This window comes from Rhodovastum atsumiense, assembly GCF_937425535.1.
In the GTDB taxonomy this organism is placed as follows: Bacteria; Pseudomonadota; Alphaproteobacteria; order Acetobacterales; family Acetobacteraceae; genus Rhodovastum; species Rhodovastum atsumiense.
Map to the genome: position 1 here is coordinate 96,562 of NZ_OW485605.1, position 18,337 is coordinate 114,898.

The window sequence follows — 18,337 nt, forward strand, 5'->3', positions numbered from 1 at the left end:
GGCCTCTCATGGGAGGACATCATGTCGTCGACCTGGGGCGCCCCATCACCGCTCACGCCAGCCCAGAAGTTCATGCTTTACGACGCCGCTGTCTCCGCTACGGACGCACGACGGTCTACGCGTGGGATGTCGGCAACGACCGGTTCGCGCGCGATCTCGGGGACTCCCTCGTTGATCTCGGTTTCCTCGAGCGGACCGCCGGCGACGACAACGCCAAGTGGGAAGCCTACGTGCCGAGTGAGGCCGCCCGACGGTTCTTCATCGCCGCCTGACCGTCGGCCGCCGCCGTTCTTTCCCAAAGCCCGCCCCGAAATCCCGAGGCGGGCTTTCTTGTGCCTCGCCAACGGCGGCCAAACCCTCCCTTGAGGCGCAACGAACGCCTGGGGGAGGACATCGCAATGCGCAGGACCATAGCCGACACGCTCAAGGCAACCTTGCTTGCATCCCAGCCGCAGCTCTCGCCGTCGGAGGACATGTCCGTGCGGGCGCTGCTCGTATGGCGGAAGGACGGCATGCGCTGGCAGCTGCACCGCTTCCAAGGCGACCAGCGGCTGACGGGCGGCGCCCAGGTCGAGGGAGAGGTCTGGGGGAGTACGCGGGTGGACATGCCCGATGATGTTGTCAGGCTGGCGGCCGCCGACATCCTGTTTGAGAAGCAGGCCGCCGGCGACGCATCGCCGTGCCTGTCGCAGGACGACTGGCGGGAGGCGGCACAGACCGCGTGGCGGGAATGGGTGGAGACCTACGCCGGGGACTTCGCGGCGGCCGTGAAGAAGGACATCCGGGATTCACAGGGGCTCGCCGACAATCACCGCCCGGAGCCCCGGCGTCGGTTCGGCGGGTGAGCCCTACGAGGACCGCTTCCGGCCTGGAGTAGGCTTTCAGTTTTTCGTTCGCATCACGATAATGCCGCCGCAAGGAGCTCCACGATGACCCGAGCCGTCGAGTTCACCGAGGTAGATGAGGCGACCCTGGCCACGCGGCGCGCCCGCATGAAGGCGGCCGCGGAGAAGACCCGCGCGATGGCCCGCGAACAGGACGACGCCGAGGCGGTCGCGGAGGCGTTGTCCGGCAAGGTGTCCGAGCCGATGACCGTCGCCGAGGTGGCGCGGCGGCTGCCCTGAATTCCCCCGGCCGCCTGATCACCGAGAGGCCCGCTTCCGAACCGGAGGCGGGCGATTTTCTTCCGGGCGGCCCTTGAATTCCGCACCCCCGAATGCCGCACATCCTTTCACACAAGGCCATCAAGGCCCACTGGGAGCACCGCAATGGAATACGTGAGCCTCCAGCACACCGGCGCCTGGGTCGCCGCGCGCGCGACCGCCGCGGGCCTGTCGCCAACCGTCGAGCGGCAGCAGGACGGCCGTACGGAGACGGTCGACGTGCGCCTGGGCTACACCGCCAGCGTGCGGCTGCGCGTCAACGGCGTCGGCGTGCGCCTCGCGACCCGGTACCGCCGAGATGACTTCGGCGAACGGGCCGACCGACCGATCGAGGCTGGCGACGTCGTGGGGTTCCTGCGCATGGTCGATGGCGCCATCGCGGATGCCCTGTCGCCACGTGAGCAGCAGAGGGCCGAGCATGCCGCAAGGGCCGCCAGGGAGGCCGAGAGGGCCGCCGAGGCCGCCATCCGGTTCTGACCGTCGCCCCATCCCCTCACCAAGCCGCCCGGTCGCTGCCGGGCGGCTTTTCCATGTCCGGCCGGCGGTGACGCCCCGAGGTCACCGACAAGCCTATGGCGCCACCCATCAGCAGGTGGGAAGCAGCGTTCATAACGGCATCATCTTGACTTTTCGGAAGACCTTTGATCTACTCTGGCGATCATGCTGCACACAGGTTTCCTGATCGCGATACGCTGACCTGACCGCGCAAGCGGTCGCACCAGCCTTTTGTCGCGACATCAGGAACCCTCCCCTCCAATGACCACCGTCATCGACACGGCCGCAGCCGGGCTGCATGCGCGTCTTCGCGCCAGTCTGCCGCTCCCCGAACGCGCCCGCCCTCAGGCCGCCTGACGCATTCCAGCCCGCCCCGGGTCAGGGGCGGGCTCTCTTTGAACGTGGCGGCCGCGCTGCGCGCCGCCCGGTGTCCAACCCAACCCAAGGAGTCCATCTCCATGCACACCACCGAAGCCGTCGCCGCGTGCGTGTACCCCCACCTGGAACGCCTCGGCATCGGCGAGGCCCAGATCGAGGCCGACACGCACGAGGTCACCGTCGCCTATCGCGGCAACTGGGCGTCCGTGCGGCTGCCGAACCCGCCGCGCAGCATGCCCGCCGAACTCCGGGAAGAGATCCTCGCCGCCTCAGCGCCGTCCTTCGCGTTCGGCGGCGAAGGCAAGAGCACCCTCGGCGCGCTCAACGGCACCGCGTTCCCCGACGCCGACGCGGTCGCCCGCTGCCTGCTGTCGCACCTCGAGGGGCTGCCCAAGCTCACGCTGGCACAGGCGCGCGGCGGCGCGGCCGCAGACCGCGTGCTCGCCGAAGTCACCCGCGCGCTGGCGGAGGCGTGCCCGCGGGCGAACTGGCGCCGTGGCGATAACGACACTGTGTGGGCCGACCTGTTCGACGGCGGGTTCGCAGGGGTGCAGGCCCTGCCGCTCTGGGGCTACGTCGCCCGCGCGCGCAACGCCCGCGGCGAAGACATCAAGCACCCGGGCCGCGTCCACAACGGCCTCCGCAGCGCGGCCGAGGAAGCCCTCCAGCTGCTCGGCATGCCCAACAACACCGCCGCCTGACCACCGCAGGCCCGCCTCTTGCCGGAGGCGGGCCACAGCTTCCCGGGCGGCTGAAGCTGCCCGGTTCCTCATCCTTCGCGGAGATCCCACCATGCTGTCCATCCACTCGCCGGACCTCCTCGCCGCGCTTGCTGCCGAAATGGCGCCGCTCGGCGGCTATGTCGCCAGTGACACCGACATGCTCTCTGTCGCCGTCGGCGGCACGTATGCCGCCCTGGCACCCGACGCCATCCAGCCGATGGCACGCGGCGTCCAGGTAACGCTCTGGCTCGAATCCTTCGGCGGACATCTCCGGTCCGACCTCCGCCGCCTGCATGTGCGCGGCGGGCACCCGGAGGACGTCGCCCGTGCCATCGTCGGCACCATCACGGACGCGCTGCCGAAACAGGACGCAGCCTGAGTCATCCCAGGCACCGAACCCGGGAAGGGCCGCCTCCGACCAGGGGCGGCTCTTCCGCCGTGCCCACGAGCCCAGAACAGCCTCAGGGAATCGGTCAAAGCCCGAGCAAGGCCAAGGCCATGCTGGCCGAAACCGCCGACCAGAGACTCGCCCGCTGTGCGGACCCCGGCCCTCTGCTACCCTCCTGCCTACAGGAGACCCCATGGCCAACGACGGCATCCTCGACCAGAAACGACGCGCCGATGAGAAGCAGGCGTCGCGGGACCGCGACCAGCAGAGGCTGGCGGCAGGCGAAGTCACGGCCGCCGAGCTTGCCAGGGAGAACTCATTCTTCCGGAGCTTCGACCTGGAGAAGTTCGCCATTGAGTCAATCGGCGGTCGGCCGCTCCGGCGCCGGCGGCCCAAGGGCTGAGGGACGGCCGCGGCCCCGGGACGGACATGTCAACACTGCGCGCCGATCCTGCAGTGGCGCGGGCGGCGCTCTGCGCGGGTGCTGGGGCGGTGCCACGCTGCCTGCACCGCAGCGTCAGCCACGACGTGCTGCGCCTCGACGCCTATGCCTTCGGGGAGGCCGTGTAGACCGTCCCTAGCCCGGGTTGGCCGCAGCCCACCGGGCGTTCTGCGTGCGACCGCCGTAGCCGTAGGCGTCACCGTCCACGGCGTGCACGAGGACGTAGCTTTCCTCGTGCAGTGGCCCGAGCAGTGCCGCCATACCATCGAAGGCCGCGCGCACGAAGGCCGCCGTCTCACCCTTGGTGTTCGTGCCGGCGGTGATCTTGATGTCGAGCCAGAACGCGGCCTTGCCGTCCTCCACCGCCGGGCGGCGGCCGGCGACGAACCAGCCTTGCGGGTCCGCTGGCTCGACGAGGACGGCCGTCACGCCCGGGTCCTTGCTGAGGCATTCCCGCCCGAGCCGGGCGGCGAGGGCGGCGATCGCGCCGCGCAGTTCGGGTCGAGGCGCGGGTGTGACGTAGCGGACCTGGATCATCGGCATCGGATGCGTCTCCTCATTGGGATCGGCCGCATCGTGGCCCGCCCCGATGGAACGCGGAACGCTATGAAGATAGCTTCTCATCATAGTAGAATATTATGATGCTCGACCTTGAATCCGTCCGCCTCTTCGTCCTCGCGACCGATTTCGGCAACCTCACCCGCGCGGCCGAGGCGGCCGGCACGGTGCAGCCTGTCGTCAGCCAGCGCCTGAAGGCGTTGGAGGCGGCGCTCGGACGGCGGCTGTTGGAGCGCACGCCGCGCTTCGTGCGCCCCACCCCGGACGGAGCCGCCTTCCTCGAACGCGCCCGTGCGCTCCTCGCCGCCCACGACGCAGCAGTGCGGTTCACGCCGACCCCTGCCGTGCGTTTCGCGATCGGCCTGAGTGAGCACGCCATCGGCGTCGGCCTGGAAAGCGTGCTGCGGCGGGTGCGGGCGGCGCTGCCCTGCGGCGCCACGGTCGAGGTGCGGACCGGGCAGTCGCAGCCGTTGCGGGCCGCTTTCGACGCCGGCGAGATCGACGCCGTGGTGATCCGCCGCGAGGCGGGCGGCAGCGAGGGCGAGGTGTTGGGAACCGACCCGCTTGGCTGGCGCGCGGCGGACGGGTTCAGGCTCTGCCCGGGTGAGCCGGTGCCGCTGGCGACGCTCGCGCCTCCCTGCGGCGTGCGGGCCGCGGCGCTGCGCGCCCTCGAACGGGCGGGGATCGCCTGGCAGGAGGCTTTTCTCGGCGGAGGTTGCGCGGCGCTGCTTGCTGGCGCGCGAGCGGGGCTGGGGGTGGCGCCCATGGGACGTGCCGCTTCCGGCGATGCGCCGGATGCCGGGCCGACGCTGGGACTGCCGCCGTTGCCGGCATCGGAAATCGTGCTGTTCGGCCGGGCGGGCGCGCCGACCAGCGCGGCCGCATTGCGCGCCGTCGCGGCCGGGTTGCGTGCGGCGTTGCTTCCCAGATAGGCGCGGCTTTCCGCTGCCTATCACCCCCGATAACCCGCATTTCCGCAGCCCGGGCACGGTCTTGGGCGGCCCAGGATAAGGCCGCCCTCCCGCTTCCTCAGCTGCGCATGAGGCGACGGAAATGCGTCTTCTGGGCCTGCCGCGTCGTCAGGGTCTTAGCCATGAGGTCATCGAGCGCGCGGACGCGCTTGGTCACCTGGTCGAGCAGCGCCGCAAGGATGGCGTTCCCGTCGCCATAGAGGGCATCTTCCAGACGTTCGAGAAGGCTGTTCGCCTCCCGGCCGTCCGCATGCGTCAGCGTCGCCTGGACGACGTAGCCCTGCGCCCAGGGCGCGCTCGCCTCCATGAACTCCAATGCCTTACGCGGTTCGTAAGCGGCGACGTCCTCGAGGTAGACGCGGAGAACCTCAGGGTCGATCTCGATACGACGCGGCGTGCAGACCACCTCGGCGACCAAGCCGCTCCCAAACTCGCTCTCGCCATCCCCTTCGAGTTCCCTGATGTACTGCTCATACAGGGGACAGGCGAACGCGACATTCGTGCCGGCCATCAAGGAGAACTGGCCCTCGCCCTCTCCGACGCGGATGCCTCCGCCGAACGGCACTCCCTGCTCCCAGCGCCGGGCCGAGCGGTCGAAGAAGCGCGCGGGCGGCTCGCCCGGCCTGTCCTGAACCATTGTCCACGGCTCGGCGACCAGGACAGCGCGGATCTTGTCCCTGTTCCTCACCAGGGCGAGCGAGACCACCTCGTAGACCTGAAACCGAACGCGCCCGATCTCCCGGCTGATATAGACCGGGAAGCCGGAGGGGTTCCGCTCGTGGCGGTAGCACTCGCCCTGACCCGAGGCGACGCGGCGCATGAAAAGCCGCACGGAGGGTTCGTGGCCGAGGTCGACAGGGTCATCAGGCAAGGCGACCATGCCGTTGGTCGCCGGGTCGTAGATCACCCCCATTCGCCCGCTCGCCTCGAAGAACTCCTTGAGGTCGATCAGCTCGCCGCCTGTCCCCTCCCGCGCCCTGCCGAAGTAAGTACCCAGCGCGATGAGGTCAGCCGCGAGTTCGTCATGGGGGGCGGACGTCTCTTCGTTGAACGGGGCGAGGTAGTCTGCCACCGCCACGCCGAGGTCCTCCAGAAGCGGAAGCTCCTCCTTCCCCGCCAGCCGGGCGACCGTCCGGACGATCTGGACGTAGCGCTGGAGCTTCTTCGAGATGTCCCGTCTGGCGGCGGCACCCTGAACCAGTTCGCCGATTGGCGTCATTTCCCTGGCCGTGAGCATGTAGCGAAAAGTGCCGCTCGCTTCCTCCACCAGCCCCGCCTCCTTGCAGACGGTCGAGGGCTGCAGACCGTGGGTCCGCACCATCCTGGTGCAGACGGTCATGGCCGCGAACGCCTGCTCGGACGAGAGTCTCCGCCTGGCGCCCACCGGCATGTCGCCGCCGTGCTCGAGCCTGCGAGCGGCGGAAAGGACGAGTTGGCCGAGCGGGCTGCTGGCGGCGGTGGCTGCGTCGGTACGGAGCATTTCGACGATGTCCTCGATGGTCACGGTGACCTCCTATTGCTGAACGGGGTCATCGTCCGAGACGGGGGCGGAAGAGTCACGCTACGCTACGAAATTTTGTTGGCTTCTAATCCGTAGCGCATTCTGCTGGCAATCCGTAGCGCAGTCCGTAGCGCTGTGTGCGACATCCACCCGCCAGCGGCCACGCCGGACCGAGCGGCCGCCGTGTCGGCAAGGTGGCGGAGGTCCCACAGGATGCCGATCAGGCCCATCGGCGGGCTGCCTGGGCGACGGCGGCGGCCAACGCCTCCTCGGCGGCGCGCATTGCCGCGCCCCGGTCCACGTAGAGGTCCGGCGACCCGCGCGTGTGCGCACGGCAGGGAACGACGTAGTAGCCCCACCACGCCCCGACGTCGAACACCTTGGCGGTGCCGCCCGGCGTCTCCAGCCGCCACTCGCACTCTCCGCCGTCCCCGGAGCCGAGCCGCAGGAGGTCCCAGGTCGGAGGCACCTGCGGATCGGTGACGCCGCCCTCGGCACGCGCGCAGGCCCGCACGGCGCTGGCATCCAGCACGCGAATGATGTCGTGGAACATCGCGGCCACCTTCCCCCTGTCTCGCTGCCTTGCGGCCCTCAAGGAAATCGGGCACCCCGGCGGCAAGCCACAAGAGCGGCTGCCGCCTTACCCCACCTGTCCGGTGCCACGCATGCACCTCGGCGCCGTAAGCCGCTGCTCGGGCCGCTGCGGTCCTCGCGCGGCTTCCACCTCGCGGCGGTCCTGCGCCTCCAGGCAGGCGTCTCGCGGACGGCGGCGCTCCTCCTGGCGCTCCTGCCACGCGGCGAACTCCGCCGCGTAGTCGTACGCGAGCGGCTCCTTGGCCGCCTCCTTGCTCCCGGTCGCCGTCAGCGTCATGTGCCAGATGTCACGGCCCTCCTGGCCATCTGCGGGAGCTATCAGCCCGCGCGCATGCAGAGCGACTACGGTCGCGACAGGAACCCCCGGGATTGCTGGCATGCGGCCAAAGAAAGCGCAGTGCAGCCCTCCAGCCCCGCGCTGCCAGATCAGTGGGTCTGGGCGGTCCCGCAGGAGCGCCAGGAGGAACCGCATGCCATCCGAAAGCTGCTGTTTCATGCAGCCGCCCTCGTCAACCCCCAGCGGGCGCACTCGACATCGACGAGACGCCCCAGCGCATCGCGCCAGCTGGCCGGAGGCGCGCCCTCCGCATGCCGAATGGCCAGCGCCATCTGCCGCGCGGCCACCTCGGGCGGCAGCCGTCCGACCCCCGTGCCCAGGCCCGTGCACGCGATGGTCGTCCCGGCCGGGAGCGGGATCCGTCTCGCGGCACCGATAGCCGCGTGCATCGCAAGGTAGGCGTTGACCGAGCCGCGGATGTCCCGTGGGGACTCCATGGTCGGCGCGTAGAGCAGCCAGCGGCCCGTCACCAGATCGCCATCCGCAGGCACGGCCACTGCCGCCCCGACAGGCAGGAAGCCGCCGTGTTCGGATGCAATCGCCGCCCGCACGCGCCCCTCGACGCCGGGAAGCATCCTGGCGATGGCAAGGTCGACACCGCCGTCCATCATGCCGAACGAATTCCCTGCAGCAATGAGGGCATCCCAGCCGGTTGGCTGCAGGAGGCCAGCCGTCGCGGAGACGCCATCGCGGCCCTCGAGAGCGCGCGTCAGCGCGCCGAGGAATGCGGCATGCGGGTCCACAAAGTTGAACTGATACATTCTCGTTCCCTCCGTTTCTTCTCGAGCCGCCTCACTCGACGTGCGCGCCGCCCACAAGCATCTCGGCCGCCATCTGCGCATCCGCGCGCGAGGCCGCCAGCACGACGCACAGCTGCCCCAGACGCGCCACAACGGCGCTCCAACCCTCGCCGCCCGGCATGCGCTGAACGGATGCAAGCAGGCTCTGCTCACCCTCCGGGCCGGCGGTGAGCACCCAAACGGCAGAGCCGTCGTGGGCCCGAACGACATCCCAGCCACGCTCGGCGTTCCCGGTGACCGGTGCCGCCGCCAAGCCAGCCAGAGCGGCCACCACGTCGCGGAACTCGGATCCGGCGCGCCGGACCTCCGCCGACGGCGCGCGCTCCCCACCGATACGGCGGACAGCCGCCACTGGCACGGACGCGAGCGCGGCAAAGAAGGCCAGCGCCCTGGCCACCCGGCGGCCGAACCCTGCGTCCGGGCGGCGAACCTCGGCAACAGCATGACGGGCGGTCATGGCGGCGTCACCTCGTACTCGAACTCGCCGCGGGGCTGGTCCTCCTGGCTGTCGTCGAGCTTGCTGATGTCGAAGTAAATGACGGTCCACCCGGGCAGCTCGGCCTTGATGGCCTGCGCGATGGCCAGCCCCTCGGCGGCGTAGGCGGTCTCGTCGAATGGCACGGGCGACCCGTCCGGCAAGTGGTCGATGCACGCGCTGTATCCATCCGCCCACGTGGCCAGCCGTTCCCGCAGGGCGCCGCTGATCGGCAGGTCTTCCGGATCCATCATGCAGCCGTCTTTCCACCACAGCCCCGAGCTGCAGTGGTCGGGCATCACGCGCACCCAACGGTCCTCATCGTCAGCCATGTCTGCCTCCAGCATCTCACCGCCCCCCGATTATGCCGGTTGCGGCAACCCGAACAGCCTTGGACGCCTTGCCAACACTGCCGGCGGCCCCGCATCCGACGCCGCCGGCGCGCCGCTGCCGCCCTCTTCCTCCCCGTCGTCCAGCAGGTGGACGCGCCACCTGCACGACTGCCGGACCGCCTCCGCCAGCGCCGCGGCGACGGCCTCCGCGGACGCGCCGTCGTGCAGGCCGGACAGCAGGCGCTGGGCCCGGCCGACGGCGCCCGGCCGGGGCGTGAGGACGACAACGATGGCGGGGGCGTCCTCATCGGTCATGGGGCGGCCTTCGCAGCCTCGGCGGCGTCGCGGATGATGGTGGCGATGCTGTCGCGGATCTCCTCGAGCACGTCGTCGTCCACAAGCCCGAGTTCGTCGCCGATGCCCCGCCGCGTGGACAGCTCGTCGAGGATGTCGGCCGCCGCCGCGTCCGCCCAGTCGCCGTCCTCGGCCTCTTCGGCATCATCGGCAAACGGAGCCACTTCGCGAACCTGGACCGCCGTGCCGTCGGTCAGCCGCACGACGCCATCCGGGTACGCCTCCAGGACGGCCGCGTGAACCTCTGGCGACACGAAGGCGGTGTAGGGGCCGCTCATTTGCCCCCGGCTGCCTTCGACGAGGGCTGCAACGGCATCACGGATGTCGTGAATGTTGACATGGCTCACGATGAACCTCCGTTCGTCCGGGCGTCATGCGCGCCCAGGGCGTTCCTCGGGTCGAAGCTGTAGCCCCGGCGATCAAGCCGGCGGTCCGCGAACGTGCGGGCCGCGTCGGTCCAGTAGGCCGCCCGCCCCTGCCACCACACGGTATCGCTTGGCGCCGGAAGGTCCGCCTCAGCGACGACGTGGATGGCCAGCTCGTCCCAGCCGTCGACGCACCAGACGCGGGCGACCTCGCCCTCGCGGCGGACCTCAATGACCTTGCCGCCAATCATGGCGCGGTCCTCCTGCCCGTCCTCGCCCGGAACGCCGTCAGCGCGTCGTCCGCCGCCGCCCAGGCTTCCAGTGCGCGCGCCTCGGCCCGGTCGGCGGAACGGGCTGCCTTGCAGGCGTCAGCGACAGCGCGGGGGTCCCGCAGGGCGCCAGTCTTCCACTCCCGCTCAACCGCGACTTTGCGGTGCCAGGCCGCATACCTGGCAGACGTCGCCGCATTGAGTGCCGCCAAGGTATCCCTAGCCGCAAAGAACAGCGTGCGCCGTTCCACGTCGTCTGCATCCGGTGCGGGCGACGTGAACCCCTTCAGGATGGCGCGCTCGACATCCCGTCGTGCATCCTCGCGAACGCTGCCTTCGGCGTCCCGAATGGCACGGCCGATGGCGTCCGGGCGCTCGGCCAGCTTGCGCATGGCGGAGATGGCGCCGCGCATCGCGGCTTGGTCGGCACGGCACGAGGTAACGGACTTGGTGCTCATGCCCTGGACGTCCTCTCCGTTACCGAGACTCCAAGCAATTTGGCGATCCGCTCCACCACGGCCTCAACTGCATCCATGCCGTCCCATCCAACCGAATCATGGTCCACGGTGCAGACTCGGCGCGCACCAAACCGGATGTGCAGAGCCTCCCCACGACGTGTGACGGTGAACCCGGGCAAGTCCTGAACGCCCAAGTTGTTGGGTGCACCGTTGCGGATGACGGCGGCCATGTTGTCTCGGAGACCGGCAATGCGTTCAGCACCCGAATCCACCAGCGCCGCGCCGACTGCCGAGCTAGGCAAGCCAAGCAGGTCCGTCATGATGCGCGACGCTGCGATGTCCGCCCAGTCGGCGATGGTGTCGGATCCCATTTCCCCCTCCCCGCAGCCGAACGATGTGCAGCCGCCTCAAATCAATATCGTCCGCCACCCTGCATAACTGGATGGCGCCGCGCTCCCGAGGCGGCCGGGGAATGCGGCCGCCCTGCGCGTGCCTACCGAAAGCGGCGCTCGCGCTGCATCCGGCGCAGGCATTCGGCTGGCGTCTCGCCCCGCTGCATCTCGTAGCTGCAGCCGACCGTGCCGCCCTTCCAGGAGCCGCGCTGCTCGCCGACCCCATCGCTGAAGGACACCTCGATCGTCCGGCTTACGCGCCGGACCCACGGCAGCCACCGGAGCCACGACAGCCGCCACTCGCGCTCCTCGACGGCGATCGTAGCGGTCACCTCCTGCACCTCGCCGCTGTCCGTCACGTAGCGATAGGGGTGCGTCTCGGTCGCGGCCAGCGGGTTATCCATCCGGCCCGCGAAGATTTCCGGGCATGGCACCCAGCCGCCGACGGCCAATACGTCGTGCCGCTCGCAGCGCCAGGCGCGCCACGGGAGGTCGTAGACCTTCCCCGGGTGCCCGTAGCCCCACTGGACGTGCACATTGCCTCCCCCCAGGTCGGCCTGGAAGCCCCAGGCACCCTCGCCCTTCACTTCGCGTCGAGGGAGCGGGAGGGAGACACGGAGCTTCCCGTATCCCGGCTGGACGAAGAGCGACCAACCGCCGCCATAGACTGCCGACCATTTCCTGAGCCTGAGGACCAGCCCCCAGCCGGGCGTCCATTCGCCCCAGGTGAACCGGATGGTCCTGCCGTCGAAGCGGCGGGCACCAAGGGCGCGTAGCAGCGGCCCGGGCGAGCGCTCCGGGATCACCGCCAGTTCGTAGGGAATGCTGTTCGCTGGCATCGTTATCCTCCCCCCGTCGTCCGTCGTTCAGTCCTTGTCCGCCCGGAGCCGGGCGTAAGCACCCGCGCGCCAATCCGGGTCGCGGCTATTCTCGAACTCCTCCCCGCATGCGGCGCACCGACGCAGGGTCTTGGTGACCTCGAGAACAACGCCCCGTACGACCTCGCCCTCGCGGCGCTCGAAGCGGACCACGCCGCCAAGGGCGCCGCATGCGGGGCAGGTCGCGTCGGGAAGCGGCGTCTCATTCATCGCCGGCGCCCTCGCGCACGTAGGCGTCCTCGGGAGTGTCCGCGCCCGGAAGGTCCGCCAGTTCGCCCCCATGTTCGTCCAGATTTCGGCCTTCACCCCGAGCACGCGCTCAAGGGCGCACGCCGTCGTCGGATCAACAGGGCTCTCGCCGGAAATCATCTCGCTGACCATCTGCGGCTGGCATCCGATACGGCGCGCCAAATCGGCCTCACTCCAGCCCCGCACCTCCAGGTGCTCGGCAATCACCGCACCAGGCGGCACCGCGTAGTCCGGGTTCCAGCCGAACTGGGCCTGCTTCACCACGGCACTCCTCCGTTCCTCGCGGACGTCGTGCCCGGGCTGCCGGACATCAGCACGTCGCTGTCGAGCCAGCCCTGGCACCAGGCCATCCAGGCGCGCGTTTCGGTTAGAAACGGATTGGCGGCCAGCGGCATGCCCAGGGCCCGCGCCAAGGAGCCTTGCGCCCTCTCGTCCGGCTCGTAGTCCTCCGGCAGCGCAGCCGCCTTCTTGCGCGCTCTCATGCCGCCTTCCTCCCCCTCGCGGCCGTCGCCCTCGCGGCCGCCGGCGCGCCGACGGTCAGCCGCAGGAGCGCCAAGGCGTCAGCCTCGTTGTCGTCGCCGGGCTCGTGCCCAGCCGCCCGGACAGCGGCGATGACGGCATCCTTGGACGCGTTGCCCGACCCGGCCGCGTGAATCTTGATGGTCTGCACGGGAACCCCGGCGTACGGGATGCCCCGCTCCTCGCACCAGGCCGTCAGCGTGGCGAGAAGCCCTCCGTAGACGTGGGCCGCATCTGTTGACATGTGGCGGCGGACTTCTTCGAAGGCGACCTGCCGCAAGCCGCCCGACAACGCCTCGACTTCCGACAGCCAGGCGCGGAACCGGAGATACCGCATGCCGCCGCCCTCGAAGCGGCCGCCGCGCAGCGACTGGGTGCCCGACGTGATCAGGCCGTCCGGCGTGCGCAGGGCCCAGCCCGTCGAGGTGCCGAGGTCGAGCGCGAGGACGGCGCCGGGCGTGTTCATGCCGCGTCTCCCCGCCCCGCAGCCGCCCGACGGGTGCGCGCGGCCGCGGCATGTTCCCGGTCAACGGCGTCGTAGTGGTCGGCGAGGCGATCAAGGGTTGCCACGAGTGCGCCGACGAGCGCCACGCGGTTCAGCCGCCGGACGCGCGCGGCGACCGCCTGCAGCTCGGGCGGCAGTGCGCCGGCGGCGCCGGTGGAAGGCGTCAGGACAGCCTCCAGGCGCGACAGCGACAGCCCGGCAGCGACCGTGAGCTGCAGCAGGGCATCACCGAGCAGTCCGATGGCCGCACACGCTTCGCGGTAACGCGTCGCGGCGTCCAGCCGCCGCACGATGCCGCCGTCCGTCGCCGTCACCGACGTGTCAACTCTCACGCGGTCCGAAGCCGGAGCGGCCCCCTGCCCGACACACAGCGCGCCTTCGTAGTCGCGCTGCCAGAGCGAGGCCGCGTTGGCGAGCCGGTTGTCGATCGTCCCGTTGGCGAGGAGGGCGTCGATCCCGGATCCAGCGCGTTCGACACGGATGCGGGAACCGGGCGCTGGTTCGGCGACCACGCGCTCGCCGTGGTCCCAGCGCTCGATGGGCGCGACATCCGACGGCGCGCCGCCATTCAGGGGTTGGCGGTCATCGTGGCGAACGTGCCAGGGGACGCGCCTGCCCGTGGACGTCGACTGCTGCTTGGGCTCCCGCTTCCGCTTCGCGGCCATCTCACCCCTCCCCCAAGGATTCCCCGGTTACCGGGGCGGCTATTCCGTGAATCGTAAGCGCGGTTGTTGCATATCTGGCTGATTTTCAGGGGCAGGGCGGCGGTTCGCCTTCCCGCCGCCCCGCCGCGCACAGCCGCCCTCAGTGGACCGTGGCGGCGGTTTCCCGTTCGAGGGCTGCACGGCATCGCTCGAGCGCCCGGACGGACACGCACGCGTCCAGGGGCGCCTGCCATCCGAAATCCGGGTGGGCGCTGTAGAGCCAAGCGTGCGCGTAGCTGAGGTCGCCCCACGCTTCGACGGCCAGCGCCTGCAGGGTCGCCCTGCACCACTCGAGGCGGTCCGCGAGCAACGGCTCGGCGTCTGGCGACCAGTCCAGCCCCTCCTCGTCGTCACCGTCCTCCTGGTCCCCGGCGACGGCCGGGAACCCTGCCAGCACGACCGCCGGCGGGGCAGCGGTGGGCGCCACGACGGCTTCGAGATGCCCGGCGGCCATCGGCATGGGGGCGGCGGAGACGATCACCGGGGCGGCTGAGGTGGACGCGTCAGCGTCCTCGGGCGAGGCGGCAGACCGGATGAGGTCGAGGACGGACACCCGGTGGCGGTCCTGCACAGTCGAAGCCGCCGGGGCTCCTGCGGTCGCCGAGCCAGCGCCAGGACGCCCGGCCCGCCGGATGCCCTTGCGCGGCGCGCTCGCGGGCGCCTGCGGCGCTGCAGGCGCCGGGACGCCCTCCGGCAGCCGGATCTCGCTCCCGGCCGCCTGTGGGTCTTCCTGGGCGGCTGGGAGCGGCGCGGCGGCCGGGGGCTCGGAAGCCGCCGGGGCGGGCGTGGCGGCGAGAGCAATGACATCGGCAGCGCCGTCGGCGAGGGACAGCCGGGAGGCGAACGGCAACGCCTTGCTTGCCCGGCCAAGCACGTCAGCGCACGTATCGCCAGAGCGAACCCGGACAGCGGCGCGGGAACGGCGATGGCGGGTGCCTCCGGGGGTAACCCGGTCGTAGGTCACCTCCACCCAACGGGCAATTCTGTTAACCTCGCCAAATTTGTTGGCAATAAACGTAAGCCAGTCGGTTCTATATATAATAGGAGACTCGCTTACGTTTATCGTCAACAGACTTTCCTCTGCCGTCGAGGCGGTCAACGATTTCTCCCTCGCGGTGGCACGGGCTACCCGCACGGCATCCGGACTCTTCCAAAGGTCGGGATAGGCCGCCGCCATGTCGGTCGCGTTCTCGGGAATGACCCGGCCCTCGACCTCCATCATGCGGAGCTTGCTCGGCACGAGGTCGTTCCAGGTCACCAGCTCGTCGACGATGAGTCCGTCGACAGGGACGCTCGTGGCGAGCACGATTTCGCAGGGCGCGTCCTCGGCGCGGTGGATCGGGCGGCAGCGCGCCAGGGACTGCGTGATCTCGGCGTCGCGGACCTGCAGCAGGACGGCGTCGCACCGCGGGTCGGTGTGCGCAGGAACGGAGACGGGCACCCGCCGACCGTCGCGGAGCTGGATGTATCGGATCGTGGTCGGCCAGTCCTTCTCGTCCGTCCGGTCGCCGCGGCCGTCCCGCGCGAACGGCAGCAGCGCCAGCGGCCGGGGGTCGCGGAAGAAGATGCCGCGGGCAAGGGACTCGATGGCGCCGACGGACGGCTGCAGGCGGCCCGCCACCACGATGCCCGTGGTCTCCTTCCAGCCGTCCAGGCCGCGATTCGCGTTGAAGTGGGCCACGTCGAACGGCAGGGAGTCCGGGGTCGCCAGCGGGAGCTCCGGGGTGCCGAGCCGACCCCGCTTGGCCCAAGCCTGCCGCACGCCGAGGAAGGTGATCAGCAGCGGGCGCCGGGCGCGGGCCTTGGCCGTCGCGCCGGACATGTCGGACGGGTGGCCGTGCCGGTCGGCCATGTCGAGCATCATGTTCCAGAGGTCCTCGCGGCGGGCCTCGGCGCGGTCGGTCTCGGACTTGGAGCCGGGGCGGCCCAGCAGCATGGACTTGCTGACCGGGCGCTCGCCGACCTGCCGCACCCGGCAGCGCGGGGACCACGCGGCCGCGATGACGTGGATGTTGCCCTGCACACGCGGGTAGAAGCGGCAGGCGATCTCCGGGTCGAGGTCGGCGTCGATCAGGATCACAGGCAGCTCGGTCAGGCGCGGGTCCGCCGAGTAGTGAAGTAGGATCCCGTTCTCGAGCTGCTCCGTCTCTTCGTTCCAGCGGCCGTGGACCCGCTCGATGCCGACCAGCTGGTCTCGCTCGAGGGCAAGCTCGGCGCCGAGCACGCGCCAGAAGCGGGCGAAGCCGAACGCCTCCTCGCGGCGTGCCCTTGAGACAATCGCCAGCTGCTCAGCCTCGTCCATGTCTGGCGTGATGTCCGGCGAGCCGAGCCTAGTGTACTCGAAGCCCGCCGCCCACTCGCACTCCTCGGCGTCAAGGCCGGCGGCGCGGAAGTCGGCGAGCGAGATGGTCTTGCGGGGGTTGTCCAGCAGGATGGCGCGGACCTTGTCGAGAAGCCCGGCGTGCCGGACGGTCATGCCGTTGCGGCGCAGCTCGAAGTCGCCGCGGTCCTCCCCCTTGCGGGCATGCAGCTTCTCACCCGGCTCGCGCACGGTCAGGAAGGCCGCCGGGTCGACGGACACCGTCCGGGTCAAGGCTCGCCAGAAGGACTCGTCGACGACCAGGAGGTCGAAGGCTTTCTCGGTGAGCCCCTCCAGCGGGGTCGACAGGTACTGGTGGGCGCAGACCCAGAGGGTCGGCCCGGACTTGCGGTCCTTGAGCGCCTCGATCTGCGCCAGGTAGGGGCAGGTCGCCGCGAAGAGGCACTCCTTGGGCTCGTCGCCCTTCTTGCAGGGCTGGCGGCACAGGGTCGTCTTCACCGGGGCGGAGAGCTGCGCGAGCATCTCGGCGATGTCCGCCTTGGCGCACATCTTGGAGTCCGGGTCGTCCGGGCGCGGCTGTGAGCGGCCCCGTAGCACACGGACGTCGATCCCGAGCTGGCGGGCGGCCTTGGCCACGTCTTCGGCCAGCTTGAGGGTCGGGGCCGCGTAGAGCACCCGCAGCCCCTCGCACTCGGGGGTCGCCAGGGCTTGCAGGATGGCGACGGTCTTGCCGAGGGAGGCCATGCCCTTGATGGCGAGGGCGGGCGGCTCGCCGACGCGCTTGGCGGCGACCCAGGCGGCGGCGGCCGCGACGTGCTCGCGGACCAGCGCGGTCAGGGCGGCCGACGCCTCGGCGGCGCTCATCTGCGCGGGCAGCGCCTGCCCAGGAACGGCGGCCGGGAGCGCCGGGCCGGCGAAGTAGGTCCGCAGATGCCCGCTCGCGACGTTACGCATGGTCCGCGAGACCTTCTCGGCAATGGTCGCCTTGAGGTCGCGCTCGCGGGCCCAGCGGCCGTCGATGACCGCGCCCTCGCGGAAGGACGATTCCACTGCCTCGCAGAACGCCGCGAAGAGCCCCGCGTCGGCGCCATGCTCCTTAGGCTCGCCGGGCCAGTTGGAGGCGTCCGCGACGATGCGCAGCACCAGGTCGCGCATGAACCCGTCGCGCCCTTCGAACACCAGGCCGTCCTCGTTGCGCGGATAGCTGCCGCCACGCATGCGGGCGCCCCGCACGCCGTGCACCGAGGCGTCACCCTGCACCCAGGCGGCGGGGGCTGAGGTGCCATGCCAGAACGGGAACTTATCGGCGACCGCCTCCAGGAAAGTGGCGACCTGCTCGGAGGTCACCAGCGGCAGCGCCTCCGGGCCCGCCGTCAGCGGCTGCGCCGTCGGCGACATCCACTGGAAATACCTGCCCGTCTTGTGGTGGCGGCCGTAGATGGTGATCAGCTTGCCCGACGACAGGATTTCGAGGCCGTCGCCGGATTTCTCTGGCCGCCCGAAGCCGTCCCTAGCCTCGAAGTTGCGCGAGAACGAGGGCGGCATGTCGCCGGGAGTCGTGCGGTAGAGCAGCGCCAGCTTGGGTGCACGGCCCTCGCGCATGAACGTGGTCGGCCCGAGGTGCTCCTCGGCAAGCTCCATGATGGCGTTGGAACGGACCTCGTCCATGCAGTCGATGTCGACCGCGAACGCGTTGCCGCTCGCGGGCCCGAACACGCAGGCGACGTTCAGCGTGGCGCAGTGACCGCACCAGAGGTCAAGGACGTCGGGAGCCGGAAGGCAATCTCGGAGGTGGTGGTCCTCGGCCCACTTGATGGTCTGCTGGAACACCCGGCCCGGCCGGCGGCCGTCGACTTCCTGCGGGAACACCGACCAGCCACGGGCGACCAGCGCCCTGCCGTGGAGCCCGAAGATGCTCTCGCCCTGCTGGTATAGGATTTCGGTGGTCTGGCCGGTCGGCCTGCTTTCCGCGCGTGCGCTGTCTTCGATGCCTACAGCGGCATCATTGACTTTCTCGTTTTCCGAAGACATGATCGACACCGTTGGTAAATGAGGCGCCGGGAGGAGGGGCGGCAACCCCTATGATCCCCGGCGCTTTCATTTTGCCCACGCAGCAGCGCGAAACTCAAGCAAGTCGCCTTGTCAACATTATAGCTGGCGACTTCGCC

General features: G+C 70.3%; 27 protein-coding genes. 9 read left to right on the forward strand and 18 right to left on the reverse strand.

Going from position 1 to position 18,337, the window contains the following annotated elements; all coding sequences use genetic code 11:
• The first annotated feature begins 8 nt into the window (after positions 1-8).
• The 8 genes from NBY65_RS32145 (at position 9) to NBY65_RS32180 (ending at position 3,716) form a co-directional block, all read left to right on the forward strand.
• Positions 9-272, forward strand: a complete 264-nt coding sequence (locus NBY65_RS32145; RefSeq protein ID WP_150041113.1) for a hypothetical protein — start codon at positions 9-11, stop codon at positions 270-272.
• Between the two features lie 126 nt (positions 273-398).
• Complete coding sequence (locus tag NBY65_RS32150; protein ID WP_150041111.1) at positions 399-845, forward strand: hypothetical protein; 447 nt, start codon at positions 399-401, stop codon at positions 843-845.
• Positions 846-929: 84 nt separating this feature from the next.
• A complete protein-coding gene (locus tag NBY65_RS32155; protein WP_150041110.1) occupies positions 930-1,124 on the forward strand; it encodes a hypothetical protein in 195 nt (64 codons plus the stop codon).
• A gap of 153 nt (positions 1,125-1,277) precedes the next feature.
• The gene (locus NBY65_RS32160) at positions 1,278-1,640 is read left to right on the forward strand and encodes a hypothetical protein (protein WP_150041108.1); all 363 of its coding nucleotides are present in this window, start codon (positions 1,278-1,280) and stop codon (positions 1,638-1,640) included.
• A 476-nt stretch (positions 1,641-2,116) separates the two neighbouring features.
• The gene (locus NBY65_RS32165) at positions 2,117-2,737 is read left to right on the forward strand and encodes a hypothetical protein (protein ID WP_150041106.1); all 621 of its coding nucleotides are present in this window, start codon (positions 2,117-2,119) and stop codon (positions 2,735-2,737) included.
• Positions 2,738-2,828: 91 nt separating this feature from the next.
• Positions 2,829-3,137 (forward strand): hypothetical protein, encoded by a 309-nt coding sequence (locus tag NBY65_RS32170; protein WP_150041104.1) that lies wholly within the window; start codon positions 2,829-2,831, stop codon positions 3,135-3,137.
• 202 nt (positions 3,138-3,339) lie between these two features.
• Positions 3,340-3,549 carry a hypothetical protein gene (locus NBY65_RS32175; RefSeq protein WP_150041103.1) on the forward strand — a complete coding sequence of 70 codons (210 nt, stop codon included), beginning with the start codon at positions 3,340-3,342 and terminating at the stop codon, positions 3,547-3,549.
• Between the two features lie 26 nt (positions 3,550-3,575).
• Positions 3,576-3,716 (forward strand): hypothetical protein, encoded by a 141-nt coding sequence (locus NBY65_RS32180; protein WP_162530565.1) that lies wholly within the window; start codon positions 3,576-3,578, stop codon positions 3,714-3,716.
• Between the two features lie 7 nt (positions 3,717-3,723).
• On the opposite strand, the gene NBY65_RS32185 is transcribed toward NBY65_RS32180, so the two are convergent.
• On the reverse strand, positions 3,724-4,131 hold the full coding sequence (locus NBY65_RS32185) for a tautomerase family protein (RefSeq protein ID WP_150041208.1): 408 nt from the start codon (positions 4,129-4,131) through the stop codon (positions 3,724-3,726).
• A gap of 98 nt (positions 4,132-4,229) precedes the next feature.
• Between NBY65_RS32185 and NBY65_RS32190 the strand changes: the two genes are divergently transcribed.
• Entirely contained in the window at positions 4,230-5,078 is an 849-nt protein-coding gene (locus NBY65_RS32190) for a LysR family transcriptional regulator (RefSeq protein WP_150041101.1), read from the forward strand.
• 97 nt (positions 5,079-5,175) lie between these two features.
• Here NBY65_RS32190 and NBY65_RS32195 read toward each other — a convergent pair whose 3' ends face one another.
• The 17 genes from NBY65_RS32195 to NBY65_RS32275 form a co-directional block, all read right to left on the reverse strand.
• Positions 5,176-6,621 carry a hypothetical protein gene (locus NBY65_RS32195; protein ID WP_150041099.1) on the reverse strand — a complete coding sequence of 482 codons (1,446 nt, stop codon included), beginning with the start codon at positions 6,619-6,621 and terminating at the stop codon, positions 5,176-5,178.
• Positions 6,622-6,838: 217 nt separating this feature from the next.
• On the reverse strand, positions 6,839-7,213 hold the full coding sequence (locus NBY65_RS32200) for a hypothetical protein (RefSeq protein WP_250266045.1): 375 nt from the start codon (positions 7,211-7,213) through the stop codon (positions 6,839-6,841).
• Between the two features lie 45 nt (positions 7,214-7,258).
• A complete protein-coding gene (locus tag NBY65_RS32205; RefSeq protein ID WP_150041095.1) occupies positions 7,259-7,708 on the reverse strand; it encodes a hypothetical protein in 450 nt (149 codons plus the stop codon).
• The gene (locus NBY65_RS32210) at positions 7,705-8,310 is read right to left on the reverse strand and encodes a macro domain-containing protein (protein WP_162530564.1); all 606 of its coding nucleotides are present in this window, start codon (positions 8,308-8,310) and stop codon (positions 7,705-7,707) included. Before NBY65_RS32210 ends, NBY65_RS32205 begins: the two co-directional genes overlap by 4 nt.
• Before the next feature lie 31 nt (positions 8,311-8,341).
• A complete protein-coding gene (locus NBY65_RS32215; RefSeq protein ID WP_162530563.1) occupies positions 8,342-8,806 on the reverse strand; it encodes a hypothetical protein in 465 nt (154 codons plus the stop codon).
• Complete coding sequence (locus tag NBY65_RS32220) at positions 8,803-9,156, reverse strand: hypothetical protein (RefSeq protein WP_239002806.1); 354 nt, start codon at positions 9,154-9,156, stop codon at positions 8,803-8,805. Before NBY65_RS32220 ends, NBY65_RS32215 begins: the two co-directional genes overlap by 4 nt.
• Before the next feature lie 30 nt (positions 9,157-9,186).
• The gene (locus tag NBY65_RS32225; protein ID WP_150041092.1) at positions 9,187-9,471 is read right to left on the reverse strand and encodes a hypothetical protein; all 285 of its coding nucleotides are present in this window, start codon (positions 9,469-9,471) and stop codon (positions 9,187-9,189) included.
• Positions 9,468-9,857, reverse strand: coding sequence for a hypothetical protein (locus tag NBY65_RS32230; protein ID WP_150041090.1), 390 nt, complete (start codon positions 9,855-9,857; stop codon positions 9,468-9,470). Before NBY65_RS32230 ends, NBY65_RS32225 begins: the two co-directional genes overlap by 4 nt.
• Entirely contained in the window at positions 9,854-10,126 is a 273-nt protein-coding gene (locus NBY65_RS32235; protein ID WP_150041088.1) for a hypothetical protein, read from the reverse strand. The genes NBY65_RS32230 and NBY65_RS32235 overlap by 4 nt, the downstream gene beginning before the upstream one ends.
• Positions 10,123-10,602: a hypothetical protein gene (locus NBY65_RS32240; RefSeq protein WP_150041086.1), complete on the reverse strand. Its 480-nt coding sequence runs from the start codon at positions 10,600-10,602 to the stop codon at positions 10,123-10,125. Before NBY65_RS32240 ends, NBY65_RS32235 begins: the two co-directional genes overlap by 4 nt.
• Complete coding sequence (locus NBY65_RS32245; protein WP_150041084.1) at positions 10,599-10,973, reverse strand: hypothetical protein; 375 nt, start codon at positions 10,971-10,973, stop codon at positions 10,599-10,601. Before NBY65_RS32245 ends, NBY65_RS32240 begins: the two co-directional genes overlap by 4 nt.
• Before the next feature lie 122 nt (positions 10,974-11,095).
• On the reverse strand, positions 11,096-11,833 hold the full coding sequence (locus NBY65_RS32250; protein ID WP_150041082.1) for a hypothetical protein: 738 nt from the start codon (positions 11,831-11,833) through the stop codon (positions 11,096-11,098).
• Between the two features lie 27 nt (positions 11,834-11,860).
• Positions 11,861-12,382, reverse strand: a complete 522-nt coding sequence (locus tag NBY65_RS32255) for a helix-turn-helix domain-containing protein (protein WP_162530562.1) — start codon at positions 12,380-12,382, stop codon at positions 11,861-11,863.
• On the reverse strand, positions 12,379-12,603 hold the full coding sequence (locus tag NBY65_RS32260) for a hypothetical protein (RefSeq protein WP_150041078.1): 225 nt from the start codon (positions 12,601-12,603) through the stop codon (positions 12,379-12,381). Before NBY65_RS32260 ends, NBY65_RS32255 begins: the two co-directional genes overlap by 4 nt.
• Entirely contained in the window at positions 12,600-13,106 is a 507-nt protein-coding gene (locus NBY65_RS32265; RefSeq protein ID WP_239002805.1) for a crossover junction endodeoxyribonuclease RuvC, read from the reverse strand. Before NBY65_RS32265 ends, NBY65_RS32260 begins: the two co-directional genes overlap by 4 nt.
• Positions 13,103-13,810: a hypothetical protein gene (locus NBY65_RS32270; RefSeq protein ID WP_150041076.1), complete on the reverse strand. Its 708-nt coding sequence runs from the start codon at positions 13,808-13,810 to the stop codon at positions 13,103-13,105. The genes NBY65_RS32265 and NBY65_RS32270 overlap by 4 nt, the downstream gene beginning before the upstream one ends.
• 139 nt (positions 13,811-13,949) lie before the next feature.
• A complete protein-coding gene (locus NBY65_RS32275) occupies positions 13,950-18,200 on the reverse strand; it encodes a bifunctional DNA primase/polymerase (RefSeq protein WP_150041075.1) in 4,251 nt (1,416 codons plus the stop codon).
• Positions 18,201-18,337 lie beyond the last annotated feature (137 nt).